This is a genomic window from Quyinboa ferrireducens (assembly GCF_042436675.1).
Classification (GTDB): domain Bacteria; phylum Bacteroidota; class Bacteroidia; order Bacteroidales; family UBA5342; genus JBHJHP01.
In genome coordinates, this window is sequence record NZ_JBHMVA010000005.1 from 269385 (window position 1) to 295466 (window position 26082).

Consider the following 26082-nt stretch of genomic DNA (forward strand, 5'->3'; position numbering starts at 1 on the left):
TCCATACAATTAACTCCACTCCACCATATTCAACTTAATAAATAAACGCATGTATTTAAAGCTTCCGGATTTTTATTATTTTTAATGCTGTAACTGAAAAGCCCCTTTTGCACTAAGCAAACGCTCTGACTAAAACCCATCATTGAAACCGATGAGTCTTGTAAAAAATAAATTACAAAAGCCATTAAAACACTACAATTGGACCAGTTAACAAAGATAACTTACAGGGAATATTAATACACATGTGATTTATACAACCGTTATGCGCAAGCATATAAAAAACAGCAATTCAAACACTATAATGACTAATAACCATAAGATTTGGTCATTATAATACTAAAACCTACTTTTGAAATAAAAAATGTTTACAAGGACAATAGAAAATACCATAAAAGAAAAATTCAAAAGTGGTAAAGCTATAATCATAGTTGGCGCAAGACAAGTTGGAAAAACAACTTTATTAAAAAAAATTCTGGCGGATAAAGATTTTTTGTTTCTTGATGCAGATGACCCATCAACAAGAAGCCTGCTTCAAAATCCTACGACAGAACAAATAAGGACATTTCTAGGAAATTACAAATATGTGTTCCTTGACGAAGCTCAACGTATTCCGGGAATTGGGCTAACTTTAAAAATAATTACTGACCAATTTAAGGATGTTCAACTATTTGTCAGTGGTTCTTCTTCTTTTAATTTAGGGAATGCTCTAAATGAGCCGTTAACAGGCAGAAAATGGGAATACGAATTATTTCCTGTTTCGTGGGAGGAATACGAAGATAAAATTGGATTTATCAAAGCAGAGCAGCAAATCGAAAACAGATTGTTGTATGGATTTTATCCGGAAGTAATAAATAATCAAGGTAAAGAACGAGAAACTCTAAAAAATCTCGTTACCAGTTATTTATATAGAGATATTCTTGCTTTTTCAGATATCCGAAAACCTGAAGTTCTCGACCAACTACTGCAAGCTTTAGCTTTACAGATGGGAAGTGAGGTTAATTATAATGAATTATCTCAACTCATTGGAGTTAACAAAATTACAGTGCAAAATTACATTGACATCTTAGAAAAAGGCTACATCGTTTTTCGTCTCAACAGCTTTAGCAGAAACTTAAGAAATGAAATTAAGCAAAATCGCAAAATCTACTTTTACGATAACGGCGTTCGAAATATGATTATTGGTGACTTTAAATCGTTAAACCTAAGACTTGACAAAGGAGCTTTATGGGAAAACTTTCTTGTGTCGGAAAGACTAAAACAAAATATCTACAAAGACACATTTGCTAGAATCCATTTTTGGAGAACGCAGCAACAGCAGGAAATCGATTTTGTTGAAGAAAAGGACGGAGAAATCACCGCATTTGAGTTTAAATGGAAAGATAAAAAAACAAAATTTCCTCAAAAATTCTTAGATGCTTACAATGCAAATGGATTTGTAATTGACAGGGATAATTTTAGAGAATTTGTAAAAATAAAGAATTAAATGCCAGGGCATAACAATCGGAATATGTCATTGCCGGTTTTGCTGGTAATTGAGGGTTCATCACCCGCATCTACTTCATCCCTGCCTGACAAGAAATCATCCGCAATCAGCTGCTAATCATACAATTTCATGTTATGTGGCATAAAAAAGACGAGAAATGAGACTCATTAACATTATACTGATTCTTTTCACAATGATTTATCTAAATTCCTTGCAAGCTCAGGATAAAATGGAATATCCAGAATTTTTTGTCGAAAAAATAGATTTAGTTCCTGACTTATTAATGACAGACAAAACACTTGAACTGCCTGATGGAGGCGGATATTTTTGTGGTCCGGTTTCTGTTGCTAATTCTTTAATATATCTGAAAAACAATGGCTTTGAAAAGTTATTGCCGGATTATCAGGGTGATACGATGAAAATTTATTCCGATTTGATCTGTCAATTGGGCGAGGATAGGTATATGAAGACAATCACCAACAAAATTACTCCACAGGGTTATATGATACGAGGATTAAAAAGGTACGTGAAAGATTCAGACTATAACTTTGAGAATATTGAATATAAAAAAATAGGTAAAAATCCAAATAATGATATTGACTTATTAAAAAATCGCATTTCAAATGGTTATGAAACAATGATTTTTCTTTGGATTACCAAAGAAATTGAACCTAATGTAATGAAAATAATTGCGGGACATTGGGTGTCTTTAGTAGGATATGGAAAGGATGAAAAAGGCAAGGTGAATTCCGATATTTTAATTATACATGACCCGGGTAGTGGATTAAATTATACGGCTAATGATTTTGTACAATTAAAGCTGTGTGATAGCGACTTTAAGGCAGATAAACGGAACTTCAAAAATCACTATGAATTAATGAATTTTGATTGCACAAATGGCGCCGACAATATATTTCTATCTGGAATACTTAGTTTTAAATTAAAAAAATAATTACACATGATTCAGGTATCAACAGACAAAGCAAGACTGAATATTAACAGGATACATCAGTATTTATCCACAGAATCATACTGGGCAAAGAACAGGGATATAGACATTGTAAAACGGTCCGTTGAAAATTCCCTTTGCTTTGGATTATATTCCGATGATCAACAGATTGGATTTGCAAGAGTGGTAACCGATTATGCCGTTTTTGCGTGGATAATGGATGTATTTATCCTAAAAGCTTTCCAGGGAAGAGGATATGGGAAAATGCTGATGCATGCGATAATGACGCATGAGAAACTTCAAAACCTTCAGCGTTGGGGACTTGGAACAGATGATGCACACGGGCTTTATCAACAATTCGGATTTACATCCTTAAGTAAGCCTCAGAATATGATGGAAATTACACGAAAAATCACACCGAATACTTAAAGCGATACTCAAATCATAGTATAATTCAGCGGATGATGATAGCTAAAAAACCATTTATAACAGTACTATTCCTCATCCTGGCAACAATTGTTCAGGCTCAGGACGAAAACCATTTTCAGGAACGATTGATAAAACTTGATACGGCATTATGCCAAAGGATCCGGGAAAGTGATGCCGGTGCATCCATCATTATAACGCATAAAGCCCAAATCATTTTCGAGAAATATTTGGGCTATGCAAATTTTGAAAAAGAGGAAAAACTTAATTCAGATCATGTGCTGGGTATAGCCTCCATGTCGAAACAATTTTTGGGAATGGCAACCCTAATATTGGCAAATGAAGGTAAAATTGATCTGGACAGGGAAATTAAGGACTATTTGCCGGATTTACCCCTTGATAACCGACATATAAAGATCAAGCAGTTGCTATCGCACACCAGCGGCTTACCGGAGCTTACTCAGAGTGATGAATTCATGAGCAAGATCTCTGAGAAGCACACCGTTAATGAAATAATAAACATTGGCTTAAAGGGTAAATACAGAAGTGAACCGGGAGAAAAGTACATGTATTGCAATACCGGTTATACCATAATGACTGCCTTAATTGAACAGCAGAGCGGAATGAATTTTTCTGACTTTCTGAACGAGAAGATCTTTGTCCCCCTGGCTATGAACCATACCTACTCATGCGATTATAACCACGATGCCACCAATGCAGTACAACGGTATTCCCTTGATTCAACCGGATATCACCATGCCAATATAATGCATTTTTCAAACCTTATCGGAGGAGGTGGCATGGTCTCCAATGTCCGCGATATGGCACAATGGAATATGGCGTTGGTATCAGGACGCAGCTTACCTCCAAATTATACCGACATATGGAAGCCGGTTCTCTTAAATTCCGGCGAATCTACCGGCTATGGATTAGGAATGGGAGTAAGCTCCTACAAAGGCAGAACATTTTATTACCATCCCGGTATGGGAGATGGTATGAATGCCATCAACCTGATATTTCCTTCGGAAGAAATCACCATTACGGTAATTCGAAATGTATTTCCTCCCAGGGTATCTTCCAACGAAATAGCATTACTGGCGGCTGACTTCCTGTTCGAAGATTAAGGATATTGATACCAGTTTACAGATGAACCGGAATAAAAAGAAAGAAAGCTTCCGGGTTCAGGAGAAGCTTTCTTGTTTCAATGTTTTATGAGAATACTATTCTAATCTAGTATTGTACCAAAGGTATAACATCCTGAACCTACAGAAATAAAATTTCTATAACCAGCATTAAATAATCAGCAAACGGGGGAATTTTACAGGTAAACGTGATTTATGCTTAGCTTTTATTCAGTATAAGATCCACAACGGCTTTACGCACGGAATCCATACCGAAATCTTCAGGTTTTAGCAACTCCGGTTTAATAAATGCATATTCTGACACGTCATCAGCTGCTTTAATCACGGACAAATCCCTGACCTTAGCCTTAAACACAAGGTCAATGGTATGGACAAACAAACCGGAATACGGATATTTATTGGCAAGTGTAAAACAGAATTCCGGATCGCAAGCCTCCACATTCAACTCTTCTTTAACTTCACGAACCAGAGCATCTTCAGCACGCTCTCCGGGCATAATAAAGCCACCCGGCAAATCCAATTTACCTTTGAAAGGTTCATATGCCCTTTTAGTGACCAACAACTCACCGTTATCATTTTGTACAATAACAATCACCGATCCGGAAGCATTAAAGAAATAGATAAACCCGCAACTTTTGCACTTTATGGCAGTATTTTCTTCATGGGGTTCTATCTCTTTCGATCCACACCTGGGACAAAAAGAAAAAAGCTCTATTGGTTCAAGAACAGTATTTTTACTCATGTTTCTGCTTTAATTTGCAACCAATTACAGAAATTTTGTTTTAAACTGCAATTTCATTATTTTTAATAATTCCAAATGTCAAAAATACTTTTAAATTAGCCTTTTTGATACTAATTTTGCAGTCAAAATAACTTCTCTATCACAAACATTTTCTGAAATGGACATTATATCAAAAATCGTTGACAAGGCAAAGGCCAATCCTCAACGGATTGTATTACCCGAAGGGACTGAAGAACGTACGTTAAAAGCAGCAGACATTTTGCTTGGTGATGCCATTGCTGACATCATACTCATCGGCAACCCGGATGAGATTAAATCGCTGGCAAAACAATTTAGCCTTAACAACATTGACAAAGCTACAATTGTTGATCCGGAGAACCATGAAAAAATGCAGGAATATGCAGATTTACTGTTCGAAATTCGTAAAAACAAAGGTGTTACACCGGAACAAGCGCTTGAACTCACAAAAAATCCTCTATATCTTTCCTGTTTAATGATTAAGAACGGGGACGCAGACGGTGAGGTTGCCGGCGCCATGAACGCAACGGGTGATGTACTTCGTCCTGCCTTTCAGCTGGTAAAAACCATGCCGGGTGTAAGTGTGGTTTCAGGTGCATTCCTCATGTTTCTACCGGATAAAAAATGGGGTGACGACGGTCTGCTTGTCTTTGCCGATGGCGCTGTTCATCCTGACCCTACAGCGAAAGAACTGGCCGAAATTGCTGTTACAACCGGAAAAACCATGCGTAGTATCGTGGGACTGGAACCAAGGATTGCCATGTTGAGCTTTTCAACAAAAGGATCGGCCAAACACGATATGGTAACCAAAGTGGTAGAAGCAACAGCTATGGCCAAAGAGATGGCACCGGACATGATGATTGACGGTGAACTTCAGGCTGATGCTGCCATTATTCCGGCTATTGCCAACAGCAAAGCTCCCGGATCACCCATTGAAGGAAGAGCCAACGTGCTCATTTTCCCTTCGCTGAACGTAGGCAATATTGCATATAAACTGGTTCAGAGGTTAGCAAATGCTGAGGCTGTGGGTCCGGTTTTGCAGGGAATGGCAGCTCCGATCAACGACCTTTCACGCGGTTGTTCGGTGGATGATATTGTTAAACTGGTAGCCATTACAGCGAACCAGGCCATGGGAATGAAATAGTTTTAAGGCATAAGATAAAAGACACAGGAATCAAGCGAGACAAAGGTATCACAAAGAAGCTTTTTCTTATATCCTGATACTTGATACATGATGTCTGTGATACTGAATATGGTAGAAATAATTTAAAATATGTCAGATATAATCATTGAACCCATCGAGAAATATGGGTTAAGCAAAAAATCATCGAAGAAAACACTGTTTTCTAAAATCGGTATTATCGGTTGCGGGCAGGAAGGGCAGAATATTGCACGAATTGCTGCCATCAGCGGACTGGAGGTCATTTTTATTGAAGTGAACCAATCCAAAGTACAACTGGCAATCGACAATATCAGTAAGGAACTGGACAGCAGGGTTGAAAACTGGGGTTTAACACCTACGGAAAAGAAAGTTATCCTGCAACGTATTTCAGGCGCTGTAACCTACGACAAACTTATTGGTTGTGACTTCGTGATAGAAGCAGTAAGAGCCAATGACAAAACAGGGGAACGGTCAATCGAAGTTCGTAAAGAAATTTTTAAACGGGTTGAGAAGGTCGTTTCTCCCGACTGTATCATTGCTACAAATGCAACTACTGTTATTATTACAGAACTTGCTTCTGAGCTTGAGCACAAGGAACGCTGCCTGAGTATTCACTTCATGGTATCATCTCCTGAAGCACGAATTGTAGAGGTTGTTAAAGGTGTTTATACATCCGAGGCCGTTTATAACAAGGTAAGCCACTTTGTGAAGCTGGTTAACAGAAGTATTGTTCCGGTTCAGGAATCTGTAGGTTTGGTAAGCATTCGTTTGTTTATCACATTACTGAACGAAGCATGCGATACACTGATGGAAGGTGTAGCTTCGAAAGAAGACATCAACAAGCTCACCAACGTGGGGTTTGGAATCCGTCACGGTATTTTTCATCTGGCCGACATTATGGGGCTGGAAAAAATTGTTCGCTGGGGTAATAACCTCTTCGAAGAATTTGGTGAAACCAAATACAAACCATCTCCTCTTATCAAGCGTCTGGTAAGAGCCAAACACGGTGGTGTAATCGATGGCCATGGATTCTTTAAATATGATGAAAACGGTAAACGCATTCCGGAATAACAACCTGAAAAGTAAGCAAAAATGAAGATATTAGTATTAAACTGCGGTAGTTCATCCATAAAATACAAACTGATCAATATGACCGATAAGGAGGTCATGGCAACCGGTGTGGTTGAAAAAATCGGACTGAAAGGATCGTTTTTAAAGCACAAACGTTCAGATGGCACTAAAGCGCAGCTGGAAGGAGAAATTCTTGAGCATCAGGTTGGTATTGAGTACATTCTTGGTGTATTACTGAGTGAAAAATATGGTTCTATAAAAGATCTGGAAGAAATTGATGCAGTTGGACACAGGGTGGTTCATGGTGGTGAAGCCTTTAATTCAAGTGTATTTATTACCGATGAGGTAATCACAAAAATGGAGGAGTGTATCGACCTTGCTCCTTTACACAATCCACCTAACCTGAAAGGTATTTATGCGATGCAGGAGCTCCTTCCCAATGTCCCACAGGTGGGTGTTTTTGATACGGCCTTTCATCAGACCATGCCGGACTACTCGTACATGTATGCCATACCGTATTCATTATATGAGAAATATGGTATCAGACGTTACGGCTTTCACGGAACCAGTCACCGCTATGTATCAAAACGTGCCTGCGACATACTAGGTGTGGATTATACAACTCAGAAAATCATCACTTGTCACATGGGCAACGGTGCATCTATTACAGCCATAAAAGATGGAAAATCAATGGATACCTCCATGGGATTTACGCCGCTTGAAGGTCTGATTATGGGAACCCGCTCCGGCGATCTTGATATCGGTGCAGTAAATTATATTATGGATCGCGAAAACATCGGAACGCGTTCAGCCAATACGCTGTTTAACAAACACAGTGGATTACTGGGGATTTCAGGTGTATCATCCGACTCACGTGAAATAGAAGAAGCGGCATACAAAAACAACAACAAACGTGCGCTGCTTGCCATTGAAATGTTCAACTACAGGGTAAAAAAATACATCGGATCTTACATTGCTGCCATGGGCGGAATTGACATCCTTGTCTTTACGGGCGGCATCGGTGAAAACTCGGATCAGCATCGTGAAGATATTCTGAAGGACATGGAATACCTTGGTCTTACCATTGATAAATCTAAAAACGATGGCATGCGTGGTAAAGAAATGGTGATCAGCAAGCCGGAATCTAAAGTGAAAGTGATGGTTGTTCCAACCGACGAAGAACTGATGATCGCACAGGATACCCTGAATATCATCACAAAAATGAAGAAATAAGCAATAAATAAAAACACGACCCTAAAAAGGATCCCTGAAATTCGGGGATCCTTTTTTTGCATATTAACATATCCCGGTCCGGATGAGCCAGATCAGAACATCCGGGCAAACAACTTCTCACAGAATCATTTACCGAACAGGTATCTCACCGAAAGGGCAAAGTTCGACAGAAAAACAACATCATAATAACTGTCAAAATACAAAGCATCTCTTGTATCTAAAGAGATTTGAACGGGAAAGTCAAAAGTATAGCTTATACCAGCCTGAATGCCTCCACCGTTAAAATAGTGCTTTTCCGATGATTCATATGGTCTGGCATATGCCGAATTAAAATAGAGCCCCGACCCTATTCCCGGTCCGGCATACCAACATAATCCGGGTTTATTCTTAAACGGAAATACAAAATGATACGCAATAAAAACATCAGTTGCGGCGCCTCTCGTACATACGAGCAATCCGGCATCAACTTCAAGCTGACTTTTTTCAAATGCATGCCGGAAGCTTCCTTCCAGCGTAATATTATCAAAACTAAGACCTGCCCTTAAACCAAGGCCATTGCTTTGAGCTGATGCAGGAAGAATTGCCAGTATGCAAATTAACAATGTCAAAACGAAGACTTTCATATGTGTTGTATTGAGGGTTAAAAAATCCAAGGTTCCTGTTTGGGAATTTATAAAATATACCCTGCACAAAATACCCTACCTTACAATAAGCTTTCTGCTGATCCAAACATCACCCATCTTAATATGGCACAGGTATATGCCACGTTCCAATGCTGATATATCCACAAACCACTCATTAAAGTCTGTATCGCATTTTTGATCCATTAGCTTTATCCCTCTCAGATCAAATATCTGAACACATCCGACATCGGAGGCTGACATCAGCGTAATATAATTTTTTGCCGGATTGGGATAGATGGAGACAGTACTCTGATCGCTTTGCACAAAAGGTGTTCCTGTACCATAAATCAGACTACTGTCCCTTAATACGGAAATTTCAGAACCGTTTAAACATGCTACAAAAATGCGTTCCTGTTCAGGAATATACATCATATTGCAGGGATTTTTACCTACAGGAAAAGACTGAAGGATCTCATCTGAAGCACCGTCAATTACTGAGATATCACAGGAATACCAATTGGCACAAAAGATTTTATTATCAGCAGGATGATAACACAGGTTATAAGCGAAAGTTCCAACTTTTAACTCCGTAATTATTGAATTTGTAGCGCAGTTAATAATCACAACTTTACCAGACTCTTGAAGGGCACAATACAGTTTGTTTTCAAGTGGATTAAATTCAAGATCCTTAGGCGCATCAGAAAGCTGTATTCTACTTACCATCTGATTCGTTTCACAATTAAGAACAACAATATCATCACCCATTGGCTTACCAATATAAATAGAATTGTTCAGGGTATTATACTGTAATAATTCAGGATCTATTCCGGTGGAAAGATGCTTAACAATTTTATCTGTACTGCAATCAATAATGGTTAGATCGTTTGACCATGCATTCAAAAAGTACACGTAATTGTTGAGACTATTGTAATGTGAAGCATATGATTTTTTGCCTGTATAAACAGTACCGGTAACCTCATACGTATCCAGACTGATGACACTGATGCTAAAATTACTTTCATTAGAGCAATACAGCTTATTCATTGTGGGATTAAAACACAATGAAACAGGGTCACTTCCAACATCAATTTTATGCATGATCTGAAACGTTTTTGCATCCAGTATCCATGTCTGATCCAAACCCTTTACAGTTGTACAAAAAATATCCAATTCCTCTATATACAGTAACAATCCAATTTTTTCTTCAGGCAGAAATGTTGTTAATACCTCATTTGTATTTGCATCTATAACTGATGTAAGCCTTGTTTCAGAATCCATAACTAAAATATGATGATTTAAACCATCGTATATTAATCCCTTCGGTCTGATCCCAACCTGAATTAGCTTCTCAACCTGATTCGTTTCTGCATTATAAATACCCATTTGGTTGGAAGACTGATTTGCTGTAACTATTTTGTTAAGCGGTTCGGCATAACATAATTTCCACGGAAACCCGTCCGATTTAATGGTATCTGTAAACACATTTGTTTCCCCGTCAAGGATAAATAGTTGCCCCAGGTAGGCAGCCGCACAGATAATCTTATTTTCAGTGCTGTTATACAGCAGTTCAGTAGGTATTGATGGCATAGAAAGTACGGAAAGAACGGAATGCACTGAACAGTCAATAATCGAAACACTTCTGGATGAAGCATCCATAGCGTAAATTTTATTATTAACGGTATTAAGGGCTAACATTTTTGCATCACCTCCGAGTGGGATACTGGCAGTTACAGTTTCTGATCCACAATCAATAACCTGTACTTTATCGGCTCTGACAGCACAATACAACAGATTATTAAGCGCATTATACTTCACATCATCAATTCTGCCGTCAAGCTTAATAGTGTTTGTTACTGAATCTGTTTTACCATCAATCACAATCACATTATCATCGTCTTGAATTCCACAATAAACCTTGTTTGCAGAAGGATTGAAATCCAGGGAATTCGGATCACCACCGGCTATAATTGAAGTAATCAGTGTATCGCCACTGCCACTAATCACATGAACCCTTCCATTATACCTGTAATTAGATATATACATTTTATTTTCAGTGCTGTTAAAGGCAAAAGTATACTGATTACTTTTTTCTGTGAATTCAATGGTATTCAGCACATTATTCATATTACAATCCACAATAGCTACCCGATTTCCACCCCATTCTGCACAATATAATTTATTCCCGACGTCATTAATCCCCATAAATCCGACAGGAAAACCAGTCTCAATGCGGGCTGTTTTCTCATTGCTTAATGCGTCAATAACAACCACATAATTGCCTTCTGTACCACCAACATAATAACAATTACTTTCCGAACTGAATTCAATACAGTTTGGCGATAATATCCCGCTTAAGTTATCCGGCAATCCAATTGTCGCCTCCACAACCTGGTTCTGAGGTATGCTTATAGTTGAAGAAAGCAACAAACCATTTATAATAAGTGACAGGAAACGTTTCATAACATACAATTAAGTTTATTCATTCTTTAATAAATTTGCAGAAGTAATTTGCTTCATTGGTAATAAGCTCAATGAGGTAGTAACCAGCCTCCAGATCGGACAAGTCTATCCGGTTAAGTATTTCAGGGTTATGCGATTTCACATACTGCCCATGAAGGTCCATAATTCTCACAGCTACCACATGAAAATCCTCTGGCAAAATAAGCCGGATTATATCAGATGCCGGATTAGGACAGACTATAACGTCGGGCTCATTGACAGAATGTATACCTGTACTTCCCAACTCAGAATAATAGTAGTTTAATTTGGTGTAAGGCACAAGATTACCTTCCTCATCAATGTAGTTGGTTTCTGTTTGCGGCGCCGATTCAAACTTACCGGAAAACTCAAACTCGGTTTCAAAAGGCAGTGCAATGTTCAAAAATGATAATCCTGCGGCACTTTCATATTCCGATTTCAACCGGACCGACCATATACCTGTGCTTTTTTCATATTCTGAATAGCTATGCGACAACATGTTATAGTTACTGTCATACACATATTCATTTTTATCATAAGGCACAAACTGTTCCGATTCATCACTCCAGTGCGCACTCAACATTGAGGTCATATTCCCGTTTTCGTTAAATGCATACAGGTACTGATAACTGTTATACCATATACTGTCTTCATCATTCCATCCAAAGGAGTTGTATTGAATCCTTTGATTATTTGAATCATAACTGTTCTCGCATTTCCAGTTAAATATCCATTCATCGTACCAGTCGTAATCTGTTTCCCTTATCCAGTTACCGCTATCGTCATATTCATAAACCCATTTTGCATCCTTAATCCATGTCCTTTCATCTCTTTGAAAATCATAACGGACCTCTTCCTTCAAATTTCCTTTATCGTCCCATGTGGATTCTGTTTTTGAATTTTCATCCCAACTACCGCTCCAATCATAATCAATCTCATATACAGGATAAATGCTTTCGTTTTCATAAAAATATTCTGTCCTGCAATAGGGCTCCAGCACATCGCCATCCTCCTCGTATTCCACAATTGAAATCAACCGGTTGTCACCATCATACGTACGTTCAGTTTTTGCTGTTTCAACCCATTTCTCTTCATTTTCATCCCAGTCACGGATCAATTCCGAAAGGTTCCATCCGGCACTGTTATAAGTCAATATATATTCCAACCGGGGCCTCCATTCTTCTCCATTCCAGAAATGATGCATTTCCTTCAAAACATTACCATAAGAGTCATATTCGTATATTTCACGTTCGGTAGTTGTCTCAAAAATAGGATCATCCGTTTCATAAATTGTTTCGGTATAAACAGAATCAAGCTTATGCGTTTTTGCGTCTGTCCAACTGTTTTGTTTGGCATATTGATCCGAAAATGATCGCTGATCAACACGGTCAATCCCTGAACTTTTAACCGATTTATGAACTGGTTTCATTAGAGATATACGTTCATTCTGAGCTGTAATCAGACCGGAGAACAAACAAAACACAAGGGGTAAAATCAGAGGCTTCATATGTTTCAATTTTTTAGTGGGATGGTATTTTTTGCCGTTGAATGACCTTCATAAGATTACTGTAAAACACATTATATGTGGAGGGCAAAAGACTTTTATTGTATTCCGGCGGCCAAACTGCTTTAAGTTGATTGACCTTATCAAGCAGATAGTAAAAGTTTCCGGGGATAAGAAAATCAAATTTTCGTTTATGAATACATGAATCCCGTAACTGTTCCCTTGTGGTATGGCTCAAACCCAGTAACCGAACTGCCGTATGTTTAAATAAATCCTCAGTTACAGGCTCTTCAAGTACCGGCCTGATAAACTGAGAGCCTTCTTCTCCTGACTTTTCTTTTAAAAGATTGTCAAGTATAATTTCGGCGAGTTTATCTACAGGTATGATCCTAAATGTGAAATCTATATATGTACCGCTGACAAGAAAAATCTCCAGGATATGCCAGATGGAATAATTGGCCGGACAAATTCCCTTTTCTTCAGAGCCTAAAACCAATGGGATATCATAAATACACCCGCTCATTCCCTGCCTGAAAGCATTGCTGATAATATGGTTGGCCACCCATTTAAAACCGGCATAACCAGACTGCCAGGCATTAGCATTCAGGTTTTCAAAATCTTCATCATCGGTAAAAAACCCGGCATTATAGGATGATGGATAATGCAAACTCTTAGGATATTCCGGATCACAGCAAAAAGACAACATGTGCTCCAGCTCCGGAAGCCATATATCCCTGAAGTGTCTGTATGGATAATGGTAAACGGGATTCATTGCCAGGTGAACCACGTATCCGCATGTTTTTCGCACCTCATTATAAGCCTCATTTTGCAATCCCATGTGCGGTTTACAAACATCGCCTGTATGTATAACATACAATGCATCCTTGAATTCCCCTAGTTCGGCAAAATTAAACGCATCCTGCATACGCCGGACTGCAGCATTTTTATCTTCTGCCCTGACCAGCAGATGGACAGGACCATTCCACTTTTCTCCGAGCAGTTTCACAAGATGAATTCCAACAAAGGAATTAGCCCCTGTAATAAATATTCCTGAACGGTAAGCGGATGAATCTGCGACTTTAATGTCCCTGATTTTTGAAATCAACGGTTCCTTTCTTATATCTTCTTTAGTGGGTTTCATTATGGTTTTTCTGTTATATATGATCTTTTAATAGCGTAAGTAGCTGGTCCCTGGCATCGGGTAATAAGGGGATGATATCCCCGTTTTCGAGCTTTACCGTATCGGGTTCTGTACCGGGAATCTGCGCGATATGATTAATATTAATGATATGTTTGAAATGAACCCGGATAAATCCCTGATCCTCCAGGTCGCGTGAGAGTTGATCCATTTCAGCATCAATATGTTCGGTATTGCCATTTCTGAAATGAACAGAAACGTCTTCAGTACCATACTCAAAGCGGATGATATCCTCAGCTTTATAAAAATGAATATGATCTTTGGCTGCAATTTTCATTGGATGTGATTTTGCATTATAAAATTACGGCCAACGCAGTGTCGGGTCAGGTTTACATTATTATTTGCAGGGAGTTATTTATTATTTGCAATACAAGAGCTCTACATCATTTCGAACAGCCGGAACAAATCATCCTTTTTACGTGTGGCGACCGGAACTTCCGAATGATCGTCCATCACGAGGTAACCACCATCGTTTTTGTCATAGCGAAGAATATGTTCCATGTTTACCAGGTGTGACTGGTGTGGTCTGAAGAATCCGGCATAGCCTAAAAGCTCGTCGTATTCCTTTAGCGGCTTCGATACGATGAGCTTCTGCCTGTCGCTAAGGTGAAATATGGTATAGTTTACATCGGCCTCACACCGGATTATCTGAGGCACGTTAACAATATGGATACTTTCAGCCGTTTTCAGTACAATTTTTTTCAGTTTGTCAAGGTTATGCAGCAAGGCATTAAGTTTCAGAGAATGGTCTTCCTTATTAATGGTGTCCTCAGCTTTTTTTACAGCATCGAGCAAATCTGACGCAGTAACAGGTTTAAGAATGTAATCAAGCGCACTGTATTTAAACGCCTTAACGGCATATTCCTCATGTGCAGTTATAAACACAATTTTAAAATCAATGGCATCAAAATGTTTCAGAATATCAAAACCGGAGCCGTCCGGCAAATTAATATCCAGCAAAACAAGATCAGGTTTTTTCGATTCTATGAGCTGCCATGCTGATTCTACATCACCGGCTTCGCCAACAACCATCAGATTCGCAGTACTCAATGCCAGAATATTCCGGATTGTTTCTCTTGCTTTAGGTTCATCATCTATAATTGCAATTCTCATCATATTGGTTAACCGGTTTTAAATTTACGGATTAATTACCTTTCAGAGGTAATGTAATTTCCACCAACGTGCCTTTTGCATGACCAAATTTATTGGTAAGATCTTCAATTCTGAAGTCAAACCTTTCCCTGTGTTTCCCTGAAAGCACCATCAAACGGTCCCTTGTAATCTGCATGGCCAGTGAAGCATGCTTATCTCCCGGCTTAAGTTTTTCCGAAGCATCCCTGCCAATTCCATTATCCTTAACCTCAATTCTGATCCGTTCCTTTCCTGAATTTATATACCTAATCTCCATCAATCCTTTTTCGGTTAAATGTCTTAATCCGTGTTCAATGGCATTTTCAATAAACGGCTGTGCAAACATAGGAGGTATCAGATATGCATCTGCATTCAGCGATTCATCCACCTTGAGTGTGTAGTTGAATTTATGATCAAACCGGAGCAGCTGAAGGTCAATGTAGGTTTGCATTGTTTTAATCTCTTTGGATAACGGCACAAACTCATGCCGGGAGTTTTCCAGTGTTAACCTTATAAGATCAGCAAATTTTGCCAGATAATCGCCTGCAAGCACCGGTTCCTTTTTATAAATATAACTCTGAATGGCGATAAGAGAATTAAAAATAAAATGTGGATTCATCTGGGATCGCAACAGTTGTTGCTCCAGCTCCATAGCCTTATGTTTCTCTTTCAGCTTATTCTGGACGTACAACAGGTAGCTGATAACAATAATCAGAATGATTACTGCCCCGAGCGCAAACAACATTCTGTTCCTTCGGCTCAGCTTCAATTCCTGCACCTGTGTTTGCTCTGTTAAAAGGCTGAGTTGCTGATCCTTTTTTTCAAGATTATGCCGGATCTCCAACTCTTTAATAGCCTTATATTTCTCGCTGTTGAATAAACTGTCTTTTAACTGCATTTCCTCCCTTGTGTAATACAATGCATCTTTATATCTCCCGGTCGTATCAAGGTAAGCCGACAATGCATGTCCGGTTTCAATCCTCAGATCCAACGCTCCTAGTTGTTTGGCTTCCTCATAAGCTTTTTGAAAATACGTTCCTGCTGTTTTAAAGTCCCCGCTAAGTAACGCTGCATTACCAAGCCTGCGTTTGGATTCCACTTTGCTTTTCCTGTCGTTTTTCTTTTCTGCAATATCCAGGGCTTTGATAAAATATTGTTTTGCCTCGTCCAGGTCATTTTCATGAAGGTATGTATCCCCTAATAAAAGATAACATTCATCCATCTCATGCTGATAGCCGGTTTCCTCATACAACTTCAGTGCCTGGAACAAATATTTCCTTGCTTCCGGATAGTCTTTCTGCATTATTTTTACGTAGCCTATATTCAGATTAATCACAATCTGACGAATCATATCATTAGCGGATCTCCCCAGATCCAGGGATTTGTTGTAATAATCCAGAGCCGGTTTATAATCCCGTTGTTTCTGGTAAATTTCACCTATATTCTGGTAACATGCAGCTAACCGACGATCGTGCTTTAATCGCTCCAGGGTTGACAAGGCCTCAAAATAATAACCTTGTGCAATGGTCAGAAATCCTTTCTCCTTGTAAACGTTGGCCATATTGATCTGGCAACTGACTATCCATGAGGAGTCTGAGGTATGTTTTGCCATATCCAAAGCAAGATCGTAGTAGGTTAGTGCCTTGTCATAATCTCCCTGGTTTTTATACACAATGCCAATCTCGCTGTTACATTCCGAAAGCAGATCTACATCATTAATTGCTGTAGCCACCTTTAAGGCTTTATTAAAGTTAACAAGCGCCTTGTCGTAATTATTCCGGTAGAAATATTCAATCCCCAATTCTATAAATGCCCTGAACTCAAACCGTTTGTAACGCAACAACAATTCCGGCCCGCTTCGTTTCATTTCATCCGAATCCTTCAGATTACTTTTTATCAGATCCAGTGCTTTTGAATAATAATGCACCAATGAGTCAGATGGTCCGTCAATGAATTGATTCCCTTTTTCAAATAATGAAATAACGATGGATGTATCAGAAATGAATCTGGTTTCCGGTTCAATACCATAAGAATATCTGCTGTTCAGTATAGATGCGATGAACAACCATAGTATTATAACAAACAGTCGGCTTGAACGCAAAAACATGTCGGAGAGTTTATACAAATATAGGGTAATTGAACCGATTGAAAGAACTCTTTCTCAGGGTTTAAGCATAAAAAAGGATGTTCAAAAGACAAATAAAAATATTTTGAACTTATTATTTGTACGCAATCCTTCTTTTACCCCTCCAAACCTTTCCGTCAGCTGACGGAAGGCTTTAAGTCCCCTTTAGGGGATTTAGGGGTAATTTTGTAAAAACTACTTACAATCCGTAAGTAAAGATAATTCTGTTATCACTTTTCGAACATCCTTTTTTTATGCTCCTCATCCTGCGGACGTCGGGATACGACCTACGGATTAATCAGTAAATTTCTTAATCAATGCATCAATACTGCCCCGGGTTACAATATCTTCAACATATTTGCGTTTTTTTTGATTTTTAATATGATTCTCGATTTGCAATACAACTCTTCTGGAATCACCTACTTCAAAGAAAGAGATTAGCTCCCAGGGACGATACTTACTCGTGAATTTATTTGCAGTCGAATTATTATGTTGATATAGCCTCTGTTCAATATTACCGGTGGAACCTACATAATACTTATCTGCTGATTTGGAATACAAAATATATACGTAATACATTTTCTTAGATTTTGGGCTATAACAAAAAAGGATGCCCTTTCGAACATCCTTTTCGCTGCTCCTCATCCCGACGGACGTCGGGATACGACCTACGGATTAATCAGTAAATTTCTTAATCAATGCATCAATACTGCCCCGGGTTACAATATCTTCAACATATTTGCGGCTTTTTTGCTTTTTAATATGCTTTTCGATTTGCAATGCAACTCTTTTGGAATCTCCTACTTCAAAGAAAGACATAAGCTCCCAGGGGCGATACTTACTCGTGAATTTATTTACTGCCGAATTATTATGTTGATATAGTCGCTGTTCAATATTACCGGTGGAACCTACATAATACTTATCTGCTGATATAGAGTATAAAATATATAGGTAATACATATCCTCAGGTTTTAAAAAACAAAAAAGGATGCTCTCTCGAACATCCTATTTTTATGCTCCTCAGGTAGGACTTGAACCTACGACCTACGGATTAACAGTCCGCCGCTCTAACCAACTGAGCTACTGAGGAATTTATTTATTACCTTGTGCTTTTCTTTAAAAGCGATGCAAAACTAAAAGGATTTGTTTAATTATGCAATATATTTGCAAAAATATTTTTAAAAATAATTTTCAATGAAAAAAGTACTTGGATTAGGGAATGCGCTGGTGGATATCATGCTTCCGAACAGTGAAGAAAAGTTATTGAATGAGCTCGGCTTGGGCAAAGGCAGCATGACACTAATTGATAATGAAACACTGATTAAAATTGATAGTCTCACCGCTTCATTATACCAGACCAGGGCAACAGGAGGCTCGGCAGCCAATACCATAAACGGTTTATCGAAACTGGGCATTGAGACCGGTTTTATCGGGAAAGTCGGCAAAGATGAAATAGGTACTTTTTTTGAATCCGATCTGATCAACAATAAAGTCAAAAGTCACCTCCTGAAATCAGATACGCCTGCCGGCAGGGCATTCGCATTTGTTACGGCTGATTCAGAGCGAACATTTGCCACTTATCTGGGAGCTTCTATAGAGATGAAACCGGAAGATCTGAATAAAGACTGGTTTTCAGATTATGATTATTTATATGTGGAAGGCTATCTTGTTCAGGATCACAACCTGATTGAGACCGGGATGAAACTGGCAAAGGAAGCCGGACTTAAAATTGTATTGGATCTGGCAAGCTATAATGTGGTGGAAGCCAACAAGGAATTCCTGGCTAAACTGATCACTAATTATGTGGATATCGTATTTGCCAACGAAGAAGAAGCCCTATCATTTACAAGCCTTGCTCCTGAAGCAGCGCTGAATGAGTTGGCAGAGAAAACTGAAATTGCTATAGTAAAAACAGGAGCGAAAGGTTCTTTAATTGCTCAGAATAAAACAACAACTAAAGTTGATCCTATAAAAGTTAACCCCATAGACACAACCGGAGCCGGAGATCTGTATGCAGCAGGATTCCTTTTCGGACTGATCCACGGGTATTCACCAGCCGAATGTGGCAGAGTGGCATCAGTGCTTTCAGGGAATGTAATAGAGGTTCTGGGAGCCAAAATGGACGAAAAACGTTGGGATGCCATCAAAGAAGTGTTGGCCCTTTCATAAATATTAAGGTTCGAACGAAGAAAAGTGAAAAAATAATGCACCTTAACAGATTGTGTTAAATTTCATTAAGCACAGGACCCACATAAACCACATAGTATTATTTTAGTTGTCTGATAACATAGTAAAATTCGAGTAGAATGAAATTTATGAAGAAAAGAAACATTGCTATTGCTGCTGTTTTGGTAGTAGTAGTTGCATTTTTCGGATTTAACAGCGACAAACGGAATTTTGAGATTGCCAAGAATCTCGATATATATTATTCTCTTTTCAGGGAACTTGATCTGTTTTATGTTGACTCCATAGAACCGGAAAAGTTGATAAAAACCAGTATTGATGATATGCTGGAGCAACTGGATCCTTATACAGTTTATATCCCCGAAAAGGAGATGGCTGATTTTAAATTCATGACAACGGGTGAGTATGGAGGAATTGGATCGCTTATTTCACAACGTGACGGTTACGTTATGATTTCTGATCCTTACGAAGGTATGCCGGCTGAAAAAACCGGACTTAAAGCAGGTGATCTTATCATGGAAATTAACGGACAGAAAATGAAAGGCAAAAAGGTTTCTGATGTAAGTGATATGCTGAAAGGAACGCCGGGAACTTCTTTTCATATTACCGTGAAACGTCCGGGAGAAAACAAACCGCTGGAATTTGATATCACACGCGAAAAGATCACGATCAATCCGGTTCCGTACTATGATATTCTCAAGGATGATATCGGTTATATCAGGCTGACAAACTTTACAGACAAAGCATCCGATGAAACCGAAAAAGCTTTACTTGACCTTAAAGCCAGAGGAGCAAAAGCTATTGTACTTGATTTAAGATCAAACCCTGGTGGTATTCTTGATGAAGCCGTTAATATTGTCAACCTCTTTGTCCCGCGTGGTGAGGAAATTGTATCAACCCGTGGTAAAGTTGATGACTGGGATAAGGTTTATAAAACAACAAACGATCCGGTTGATCCGGATATACCATTGGCCGTACTGGTAAACAGTAATTCTGCTTCTGCTTCAGAGATTGTAGCGGGTGCTATCCAGGATCTGGACCGTGGTATTATTGTTGGATCGCGAACATTTGGAAAAGGTCTGGTTCAAACTACACGACCATTAAGTTATAAAGGACAGCTGAAAGTAACTACAGCCAAATATTACATCCCAAGCGGACGTTGTATTCAGGCTCTTGATTATTCACACCGTAATCCTGATGGCAGCGTGGGACGTGTTCCTGATTCATTAATATCAACGTTTAAAACCAAGAACGGACGAACCGTAAAAGATGGTGGAGGTATATTACCGGATGTAAAATCCGAGTTTGACCGTCCGGGAAATGTCACTATCGAACTGATTCGTGATTATATTATCTTCGATTATGCCACACAGTATGCCAATAATCATAAAAGCATACCATCACCGGAGAATTTTACATTCAGTGATGCTGACTACAATAACTTTATCACTTATGTGAAAAGTAAGGATTTCGATTATGAGACTAAGAGTCACGAACAACTTGAAAAACTTAAGAGTACCGTTGAAGCAGAGGGATACAATAAAATATCCCAGGAAGAAATAGACAAACTCGATTCTCTGCTGAAGCCTGATCTGGACAAAGATCTGAATGTATTTAAGAAGGAAATTAAGGATCTGATTGCTCAGGAAATTGTTAAACGGTACTATTACCAGAAAGGAGAAGCCAAAGTAGCCCTGAAAGATGATGTTATACTGGATAAAGCAATTGAAACCATTCAGAATGGCAAAGATTACAGGAAAATACTGGCTATAGCAGAATAAACATACCAACACTATAAAATATAAAAACCCTGGCGTTTGCCGGGGTTTTGTTTTCTTCTAACATGGAGAAATCATATTTTAGATCATCCTATAAATCCTTATTTATGAGTTCAATTAAAATCGTATTAAAAGCATTTACCTTTTCCATTAATGGAGCAACATCTGCTTCACTAAAATCTACAAAGTCTGCATAATCACTCTCTTGTCTCCAGTCTATCAGTTGCGAATAAAGTCTGCCATAATCAACGTTAATCTTTTTGGTTTTAATAAAAAGTTGCAAAAATTTTGTTTTCAAGCCATCATGAGATTTAGCCGTAATTCCATGTTTCATCATCAAAGCACCTACCAGCTGAAATGAAGAATAATACAAGCGATTAACGCAGGAACGCCATCTTTTATTTTCGAACAACAATTGAGCATCCTGATATATTTCTTCTGCTCTTTTAATGCGATAATTTATATAATCTTGTTTAGCATCCATCATGTTAACCTGACTCCCTCACTTTGAATATTTTTATATAACGGAGTTTCTGCGTATTTTGAGTTCCATTCAAACTTTGAGAATACAAGGGTTGAGATTGGTTGTCCAATTTCCAATTCCAGATCAAACATCTCATCACGGTATTTTTTCTCTACCAATCTGGATTGCTTTTCCTGATCTATTAAAATCAAAACATCCCAGTCAGAATCGCCCCTTGCGTCTCCACGGGCATGTGATCCAAATAATATAACCTCAGCTCCCGGATCTTTTTCCCTTATCCGAGAACTAATCATCTTTGCAATATTTGAATCTCTCATTGTCATAACTACAAATTTAAATCATTTTTTAACGAACACAACCCATTTCAATCTAACATCTTTATTAATAGGTTGCCTTTTTGTGTACATTTGTTACCATCGCAAACATGAATCATAACTATATCGTTGATGTACTAATCCCGGTTCCGGTAAACGAACCTTTCAGCTATCTCATCTCAGAAAAACCTGATAATTTGATTGGCTGCAGAGTTATTGTGCCTTTTGGGAAGCGCAAACACATAACCGGAATTATAATTGGGATCAAAACAGAAAACGAGACGAATTATACGCTGAAAGAAGTCACGGAACTTCTGGATGAACTACCAGTCATTTCATTAAATGATCTTAAATTCTGGCAGTGGATTGCAAGCTATTACATGTGTACCATTGGCGAAGTAATGCTCGCCGCACTTCCCGGAGGTTTACTGGTTGAGAGCAACAGCATCCTCACCCTGAACCATGACTTTGAATCGGATACACGATTCGAGGGCAATGAAGCCAAAATATACGAGTGGCTGACCGCCAACAAAAAGGGAGAACTCAAAAAGATTGAAAAGTCGCTTGGCATTAAAAACACATTTCATTCAGTAAAAAAGTTACTGGATTCTTCTGCTGTAGTTCTTGAGGAAAATGTAAAAGAACGGTACAAAACGAAAACAGAAACCTTTGTCACCGTTGCTGATATGTTTAAAGATGACGACGTACTCGAAGCATTTTTCAGTTCCTTATCCAGAGCCCCGGTTCAGGAACAGCTTCTGATAAGTTATTACAGCCTGAGTGAAGAAGAGAATGATCCGTTTGTTCCCAGGCAACAGCTCACAAAAGGAGGACGATATACTGCCTACAAAGCGTTGCTTAAGAAAGGCGCTTTTGTAGAGCACGAAATAGAAATCAGCAGGTTGGAAGAAAAAATTCCGGTTGTTGAACCGAATCCATTAACCCCATGGCAAACAGAAGCATTTAACTCCGTAAAATCGCAATTTGAGGACAAGTCTGTCGTTTTGCTTAAGGGCGCTTCAGCCAGTGGCAAAACGGAAATCTATATTCACCTGATCAAAGAACAAATAGAACAAGGCAAACAGGTTTTAATGCTGGTCCCCGAAATCAGTTTAACGACACAGCTTAGCAAACGGTTAAAAAGGGTTTTCGGATCACAAATGGCCATCTTCCATTCCAAATTCAATTTTGATAAACGTACGGAACTCTGGAAACGCATCTCAAAAGATTCGCCCGTTTCGCTCGTTCTTGGTGCCCGGAGTGCCCTGTTTCTTCCTTTCGAAAACCTCGGACTAATCATTATTGATGAAGAACACGAACGAAGTCTGAAACAACAGGACCCTGCTCCACGCTACCTTGCACGCGATGCAGCCGTAATGCTGGCTGATATGCTTAAAGCCAAAGTATTGCTTGGAAGTGCAACCCCATCAGTAGAAAGCATTCACAATGCTCAAACAGGCAAATATGGGTTTACAGAACTTACTCAACGTTTTGGAAATGCCACTGCTCCGGAGATTAAAATTGTAGATCTAACGCAATCTTACAAAAAGAAAAAAATCAGACATCATTTTTCGTATGAGCTGATTGATGCAATGAAAGAAAGTCTTGAGGCTGGCAAACAAATTATTCTGTTTCAAAACAGACGGGGTTATGCCCCAATTATTGAATGCCGTGCCTGTGGTTGGGTTCAGAAATGCAAAAGCTGCGATGTACCTATGACCTGGCATTTCGACAAACACCTGATGGGCTGCCACTACTGCGGGTCAACACGTAACGTTATCCGCGTTTGCCCCTCGTGTGGAGAAGAAGCACTCATGAATAAAGGATTCGGCACTGAAAAAGTGGAAGAAGAAATTAAGGCTATCTTCCCCGATGCCATTACCAAACGTTTCGATGCAGATACCACGGGTGGGTTAAAAAAAATGGAAAAACTTCTGAGTGAATTTGAAGAGGGTGAAATAGATATTCTGGTTGGAACCCAGATGATCTCACGTGGACTGGATTTCGATAATGTTGGCCTTGTCGGTGTATTAAATGCCGATAATCTGCTGAACTTCCCCGAATTCAGGGCGTCAGAAAGAGCGCTGCAAATGTTGATCCAGGTTTCAGGGCGTGCGGGCAGGCGTGCAGAACAAGGTAAGGTGCTGATCCAGACGCATCAACCGGATCATCCTGTGATTCGTACATTGACGAACGGTGAATTCATGGCTTTTATTGAATCAGAACTTGAAGAACGTCAACTGTTCAAATATCCACCTTTCAACCGGGTTATCGACGTTGTTCTCAGGCATTCCAACCAGGAGGTACTTCACCATGCAGCCCAAACTTTTGCCCAAATCATCCGAAAAGACTTAGGCGCTCGTATTCTGGGCCCTGAAGTCCCGGCCATAAGCAAAATAAAAGGAATGTACCAGGAACGTATTCTGGTTAAATCTCAAAATCCGGGAGAACTAAAACGGATCAAAAACGTTTTATCGGAAGGAATGCATTTGACCTTAAAACAGAACAATATCCCCCAAACGATCAAATTTATTTTTGATGTTGATCCAAACTAAATCAGAACAAAAACAAAACATAATATGAATATCCTATTCGTCTGTCTTGGTAATATTTGCCGCTCACCCAGTGCCGAAGCTGTGTTTAATGGGGTGATCCGAAAAGAAGGGCTGGACCATTTATTTCATGTGGACTCCGCAGGTACTATGGCTTATCACGCTGGTGAAAATGCCGATGCCCGTATGCAGAGCCATGCCATTAAACGCGGTTATAACCTTACCAGCATCTCACGTAAAATTCAACCGGAAGATTTCGAAACTTTTGATCTGATTGTTGCCATGGATAATGCCAACTTCAGAGATTTAAAACGTATGGCTCCGGACAAAGACGCAGAAAACAAAATCGTAAAAATGACCGACTTTAGTCAGGAACATAACTATAGCGAAGTACCTGATCCGTATTATGGCGGTGCTGCCGGCTTCGAGTTGGTACTTGATCTTCTGGAAGACTCCTGTAATGGATTGTTACGATATGTTCAAAAGAAAAAGCTGGTCGGTGAATAATTTATTATCATGAAGATTCTGAATTCCGAAATAATAGAAGAGCGCTCTCTCGGAGGAGGATGTATTGCCAATGCCAGAAAGGTGAAACTTGCAAACGGCATGACGGTATTTGTAAAATCCGGCACCAGTCCGGAGTCGTTTCGTCTCGAAGCCAATGGACTGAAAGAACTGACGAAGGCAAAAGCAATCAAAATACCGGAAGTTCTGCATTTTGATTCAGAGATGCTGGTTACTGAATATATTGAGCAGGGATCAAAAAAGCGGGACTTTTTCGAAACATTTGGACAACAGTTTGCACGGTTACATCAGTTTCATGCATCGGAATACGGTTTTTTTGAAGATAATTATATAGGAGCCACAGCACAATCGAACCTGGCCAAAGGAGAAGAAAGAACCGACTGGCTTACATTTTTTTTCAATAAGCGACTGAAATTCCAGTTTGAGCTGGCACTTTCCAATGGCTATGGTGACAGCAGATTTCAGAAGCTATTTTCAAAACTGGCTGATAAACTTCCTGAGATTATTGGCGAAAGCGCAGAGGAACCAGCTCTGTTGCACGGCGATTTATGGGGAGGAAATTACATGGCCGATCCTGAAGGCTATCCGGTTTTGATTGATCCTGCAGTCTATTATGGTCACCGGGAAGCAGACCTTGCCATGACAAAACTGTTCGGTGGTTTTAATCCTGACTTCTACACTGCCTATAATGCTGAGTATCCCTTAAAAGAAGGATGGGAATACCGTGAAAATATCTACAAACTCTACCATATTTTAAACCACCTTAATCTATTCGGTTCCGGGTATTATACACAGGCTGTTCATCTGATGAGTTATTATGTATAACCGACATAATAAGTATCAACAAAAAAAGCCTTCCAGATTACTCTGAAAGGCTTTTCTATAAAATGGCGGCGACCTACTTTCCCACAATACGCAGTATCATCGGCGCTATTGGGCTTAACTTCTCTGTTCGGAATG

At 39.1% G+C, this 26082-nt stretch carries 24 protein-coding genes, 1 tRNA gene and 1 rRNA gene; 12 read left to right on the forward strand and 14 right to left on the reverse strand.

Translation table 11 applies throughout. The features are described from left to right. Positions 1-361: 361 nt before the first annotated feature. The 4 genes from ACE01N_RS10310 to ACE01N_RS10325 all read left to right on the forward strand — a co-directional run bounded on the left by ACE01N_RS10310 (position 362) and on the right by ACE01N_RS10325 (position 3982). Positions 362-1483: an ATP-binding protein gene (locus ACE01N_RS10310; RefSeq protein WP_380588094.1), complete on the forward strand. Its 1122-nt coding sequence runs from the start codon at positions 362-364 to the stop codon at positions 1481-1483. A 193-nt stretch (positions 1484-1676) separates the two neighbouring features. Further along, positions 1677-2435 carry a cysteine peptidase family C39 domain-containing protein gene (locus tag ACE01N_RS10315; RefSeq protein ID WP_380588097.1) on the forward strand — a complete coding sequence of 253 codons (759 nt, stop codon included), beginning with the start codon at positions 1677-1679 and terminating at the stop codon, positions 2433-2435. A 6-nt stretch (positions 2436-2441) separates the two neighbouring features. Next, a complete protein-coding gene (locus ACE01N_RS10320; RefSeq protein ID WP_380588100.1) occupies positions 2442-2861 on the forward strand; it encodes a GNAT family N-acetyltransferase in 420 nt (139 codons plus the stop codon). A gap of 32 nt (positions 2862-2893) precedes the next feature. Then, complete coding sequence (locus ACE01N_RS10325) at positions 2894-3982, forward strand: serine hydrolase domain-containing protein (RefSeq protein WP_380588103.1); 1089 nt, start codon at positions 2894-2896, stop codon at positions 3980-3982. A gap of 217 nt (positions 3983-4199) precedes the next feature. On the opposite strand, the gene ACE01N_RS10330 is transcribed toward ACE01N_RS10325, so the two are convergent. Beyond that, a complete protein-coding gene (locus ACE01N_RS10330; RefSeq protein WP_380588106.1) occupies positions 4200-4742 on the reverse strand; it encodes an NUDIX domain-containing protein in 543 nt (180 codons plus the stop codon). A 157-nt stretch (positions 4743-4899) separates the two neighbouring features. On the opposite strand from ACE01N_RS10330, the gene pta reads away from it, so the two are divergent. The 3 genes from pta (at position 4900) to ACE01N_RS10345 (ending at position 8226) form a co-directional block, all read left to right on the forward strand. Beyond that, a complete protein-coding gene (gene pta / locus ACE01N_RS10335) occupies positions 4900-5904 on the forward strand; it encodes a phosphate acetyltransferase (RefSeq protein WP_380588109.1) in 1005 nt (334 codons plus the stop codon). 129 nt (positions 5905-6033) lie between these two features. Beyond that, positions 6034-6993: a 3-hydroxyacyl-CoA dehydrogenase family protein gene (locus ACE01N_RS10340; protein ID WP_375729733.1), complete on the forward strand. Its 960-nt coding sequence runs from the start codon at positions 6034-6036 to the stop codon at positions 6991-6993. 21 nt (positions 6994-7014) lie between these two features. Then, complete coding sequence (locus tag ACE01N_RS10345) at positions 7015-8226, forward strand: acetate/propionate family kinase (RefSeq protein ID WP_375729734.1); 1212 nt, start codon at positions 7015-7017, stop codon at positions 8224-8226. 125 nt (positions 8227-8351) lie between these two features. Here ACE01N_RS10345 and ACE01N_RS10350 read toward each other — a convergent pair whose 3' ends face one another. The 10 genes from ACE01N_RS10350 to ACE01N_RS10395 form a co-directional block, all read right to left on the reverse strand. After that, positions 8352-8849, reverse strand: coding sequence for a hypothetical protein (locus ACE01N_RS10350; protein WP_380588114.1), 498 nt, complete (start codon positions 8847-8849; stop codon positions 8352-8354). A 75-nt stretch (positions 8850-8924) separates the two neighbouring features. Continuing rightward, on the reverse strand, positions 8925-11309 hold the full coding sequence (locus ACE01N_RS10355; RefSeq protein ID WP_380588117.1) for a T9SS type A sorting domain-containing protein: 2385 nt from the start codon (positions 11307-11309) through the stop codon (positions 8925-8927). A 19-nt stretch (positions 11310-11328) separates the two neighbouring features. Further along, a complete protein-coding gene (locus ACE01N_RS10360) occupies positions 11329-12834 on the reverse strand; it encodes a T9SS type A sorting domain-containing protein (RefSeq protein WP_380588120.1) in 1506 nt (501 codons plus the stop codon). 13 nt (positions 12835-12847) lie between these two features. Beyond that, on the reverse strand, positions 12848-13972 hold the full coding sequence (locus ACE01N_RS10365; RefSeq protein ID WP_380588123.1) for an SDR family oxidoreductase: 1125 nt from the start codon (positions 13970-13972) through the stop codon (positions 12848-12850). 13 nt (positions 13973-13985) lie between these two features. Next, positions 13986-14306, reverse strand: a complete 321-nt coding sequence (locus tag ACE01N_RS10370) for a LytTR family transcriptional regulator DNA-binding domain-containing protein (RefSeq protein WP_380588126.1) — start codon at positions 14304-14306, stop codon at positions 13986-13988. Between the two features lie 101 nt (positions 14307-14407). After that, entirely contained in the window at positions 14408-15145 is a 738-nt protein-coding gene (locus tag ACE01N_RS10375; RefSeq protein ID WP_380588129.1) for a LytR/AlgR family response regulator transcription factor, read from the reverse strand. Positions 15146-15173: 28 nt separating this feature from the next. Further along, positions 15174-17267, reverse strand: coding sequence for a tetratricopeptide repeat-containing sensor histidine kinase (locus ACE01N_RS10380; protein WP_380588132.1), 2094 nt, complete (start codon positions 17265-17267; stop codon positions 15174-15176). Between the two features lie 312 nt (positions 17268-17579). Further along, positions 17580-17864, reverse strand: a complete 285-nt coding sequence (locus tag ACE01N_RS10385) for a GIY-YIG nuclease family protein (RefSeq protein WP_380588135.1) — start codon at positions 17862-17864, stop codon at positions 17580-17582. A gap of 96 nt (positions 17865-17960) precedes the next feature. Further along, entirely contained in the window at positions 17961-18245 is a 285-nt protein-coding gene (locus ACE01N_RS10390) for a GIY-YIG nuclease family protein (protein WP_380588138.1), read from the reverse strand. A gap of 56 nt (positions 18246-18301) precedes the next feature. Continuing rightward, a tRNA-Asn gene (locus ACE01N_RS10395) sits at positions 18302-18375 on the reverse strand. 104 nt (positions 18376-18479) lie between these two features. On the opposite strand from ACE01N_RS10395, the gene ACE01N_RS10400 reads away from it, so the two are divergent. Then, positions 18480-19454 carry an adenosine kinase gene (locus ACE01N_RS10400; RefSeq protein WP_380588141.1) on the forward strand — a complete coding sequence of 325 codons (975 nt, stop codon included), beginning with the start codon at positions 18480-18482 and terminating at the stop codon, positions 19452-19454. Between the two features lie 146 nt (positions 19455-19600). Continuing rightward, positions 19601-21250, forward strand: coding sequence for a S41 family peptidase (locus ACE01N_RS10405; protein ID WP_380588144.1), 1650 nt, complete (start codon positions 19601-19603; stop codon positions 21248-21250). Positions 21251-21338: 88 nt separating this feature from the next. On the opposite strand, the gene ACE01N_RS10410 is transcribed toward ACE01N_RS10405, so the two are convergent. Both ACE01N_RS10410 and ACE01N_RS10415 read right to left on the reverse strand, forming a co-directional pair. Next, positions 21339-21734 (reverse strand): HEPN domain-containing protein, encoded by a 396-nt coding sequence (locus tag ACE01N_RS10410; RefSeq protein ID WP_380588147.1) that lies wholly within the window; start codon positions 21732-21734, stop codon positions 21339-21341. Continuing rightward, entirely contained in the window at positions 21731-22054 is a 324-nt protein-coding gene (locus tag ACE01N_RS10415) for a nucleotidyltransferase domain-containing protein (RefSeq protein ID WP_380588150.1), read from the reverse strand. The genes ACE01N_RS10410 and ACE01N_RS10415 overlap by 4 nt, the downstream gene beginning before the upstream one ends. 101 nt (positions 22055-22155) lie before the next feature. Here ACE01N_RS10415 and priA point away from each other — a divergent pair, with 101 nt between their 5' ends. The 3 genes from priA to ACE01N_RS10430 are packed head-to-tail and all read left to right on the forward strand — an operon-like array spanning position 22156 to position 25947. Then, complete coding sequence (priA, locus tag ACE01N_RS10420) at positions 22156-24600, forward strand: replication restart helicase PriA (protein WP_380588153.1); 2445 nt, start codon at positions 22156-22158, stop codon at positions 24598-24600. A 24-nt stretch (positions 24601-24624) separates the two neighbouring features. Then, on the forward strand, positions 24625-25104 hold the full coding sequence (locus ACE01N_RS10425) for a low molecular weight protein-tyrosine-phosphatase (protein ID WP_380588156.1): 480 nt from the start codon (positions 24625-24627) through the stop codon (positions 25102-25104). 9 nt (positions 25105-25113) lie between these two features. Then, positions 25114-25947, forward strand: a complete 834-nt coding sequence (locus ACE01N_RS10430) for a fructosamine kinase family protein (RefSeq protein ID WP_380588159.1) — start codon at positions 25114-25116, stop codon at positions 25945-25947. Positions 25948-26007: 60 nt separating this feature from the next. Here ACE01N_RS10430 and rrf read toward each other — a convergent pair. Beyond that, a 5S ribosomal RNA gene (gene rrf / locus ACE01N_RS20695) occupies positions 26008-26082 on the reverse strand; the annotation flags it as partial.

Excerpts from the sequence above, each read along its gene's own strand:
- ACE01N_RS10350 (WP_380588114.1), bottom strand. The coding sequence starts at position 8,849 with ATGAAAGTCTTCGTTTTGACATTGTTAATTTGCATACTGGCAATTCTT.
- ACE01N_RS10380 (WP_380588132.1), bottom strand. The coding sequence starts at position 17,267 with ATGTTTTTGCGTTCAAGCCGACTGTTTGTTATAATACTATGGTTGTTC.
- ACE01N_RS10355 (WP_380588117.1), bottom strand. The coding sequence starts at position 11,309 with ATGAAACGTTTCCTGTCACTTATTATAAATGGTTTGTTGCTTTCTTCA.
- ACE01N_RS10400 (WP_380588141.1), top strand. The coding sequence starts at position 18,480 with ATGAAAAAAGTACTTGGATTAGGGAATGCGCTGGTGGATATCATGCTT.
- ACE01N_RS10320 (WP_380588100.1), top strand. The coding sequence starts at position 2,442 with ATGATTCAGGTATCAACAGACAAAGCAAGACTGAATATTAACAGGATA.
- pta (WP_380588109.1), top strand. The coding sequence starts at position 4,900 with ATGGACATTATATCAAAAATCGTTGACAAGGCAAAGGCCAATCCTCAA.
- ACE01N_RS10340 (WP_375729733.1), top strand. The coding sequence starts at position 6,034 with ATGTCAGATATAATCATTGAACCCATCGAGAAATATGGGTTAAGCAAA.
- ACE01N_RS10310 (WP_380588094.1), top strand. The coding sequence starts at position 362 with ATGTTTACAAGGACAATAGAAAATACCATAAAAGAAAAATTCAAAAGT.
- ACE01N_RS10390 (WP_380588138.1), bottom strand. The coding sequence starts at position 18,245 with ATGTATTACCTATATATTTTATACTCTATATCAGCAGATAAGTATTAT.
- ACE01N_RS10405 (WP_380588144.1), top strand. The coding sequence starts at position 19,601 with ATGAAGAAAAGAAACATTGCTATTGCTGCTGTTTTGGTAGTAGTAGTT.
- ACE01N_RS10360 (WP_380588120.1), bottom strand. The coding sequence starts at position 12,834 with ATGAAGCCTCTGATTTTACCCCTTGTGTTTTGTTTGTTCTCCGGTCTG.
- ACE01N_RS10330 (WP_380588106.1), bottom strand. The coding sequence starts at position 4,742 with ATGAGTAAAAATACTGTTCTTGAACCAATAGAGCTTTTTTCTTTTTGT.
- ACE01N_RS10385 (WP_380588135.1), bottom strand. The coding sequence starts at position 17,864 with ATGTATTACGTATATATTTTGTATTCCAAATCAGCAGATAAGTATTAT.
- ACE01N_RS10345 (WP_375729734.1), top strand. The coding sequence starts at position 7,015 with ATGAAGATATTAGTATTAAACTGCGGTAGTTCATCCATAAAATACAAA.
- ACE01N_RS10410 (WP_380588147.1), bottom strand. The coding sequence starts at position 21,734 with ATGATGGATGCTAAACAAGATTATATAAATTATCGCATTAAAAGAGCA.
- ACE01N_RS10415 (WP_380588150.1), bottom strand. The coding sequence starts at position 22,054 with ATGACAATGAGAGATTCAAATATTGCAAAGATGATTAGTTCTCGGATA.
- ACE01N_RS10370 (WP_380588126.1), bottom strand. The coding sequence starts at position 14,306 with ATGAAAATTGCAGCCAAAGATCATATTCATTTTTATAAAGCTGAGGAT.
- ACE01N_RS10375 (WP_380588129.1), bottom strand. The coding sequence starts at position 15,145 with ATGATGAGAATTGCAATTATAGATGATGAACCTAAAGCAAGAGAAACA.
- ACE01N_RS10430 (WP_380588159.1), top strand. The coding sequence starts at position 25,114 with ATGAAGATTCTGAATTCCGAAATAATAGAAGAGCGCTCTCTCGGAGGA.
- ACE01N_RS10365 (WP_380588123.1), bottom strand. The coding sequence starts at position 13,972 with ATGAAACCCACTAAAGAAGATATAAGAAAGGAACCGTTGATTTCAAAA.
- ACE01N_RS10425 (WP_380588156.1), top strand. The coding sequence starts at position 24,625 with ATGAATATCCTATTCGTCTGTCTTGGTAATATTTGCCGCTCACCCAGT.
- ACE01N_RS10325 (WP_380588103.1), top strand. The coding sequence starts at position 2,894 with ATGATGATAGCTAAAAAACCATTTATAACAGTACTATTCCTCATCCTG.
- ACE01N_RS10315 (WP_380588097.1), top strand. The coding sequence starts at position 1,677 with ATGATTTATCTAAATTCCTTGCAAGCTCAGGATAAAATGGAATATCCA.
- priA (WP_380588153.1), top strand. The coding sequence starts at position 22,156 with ATGAATCATAACTATATCGTTGATGTACTAATCCCGGTTCCGGTAAAC.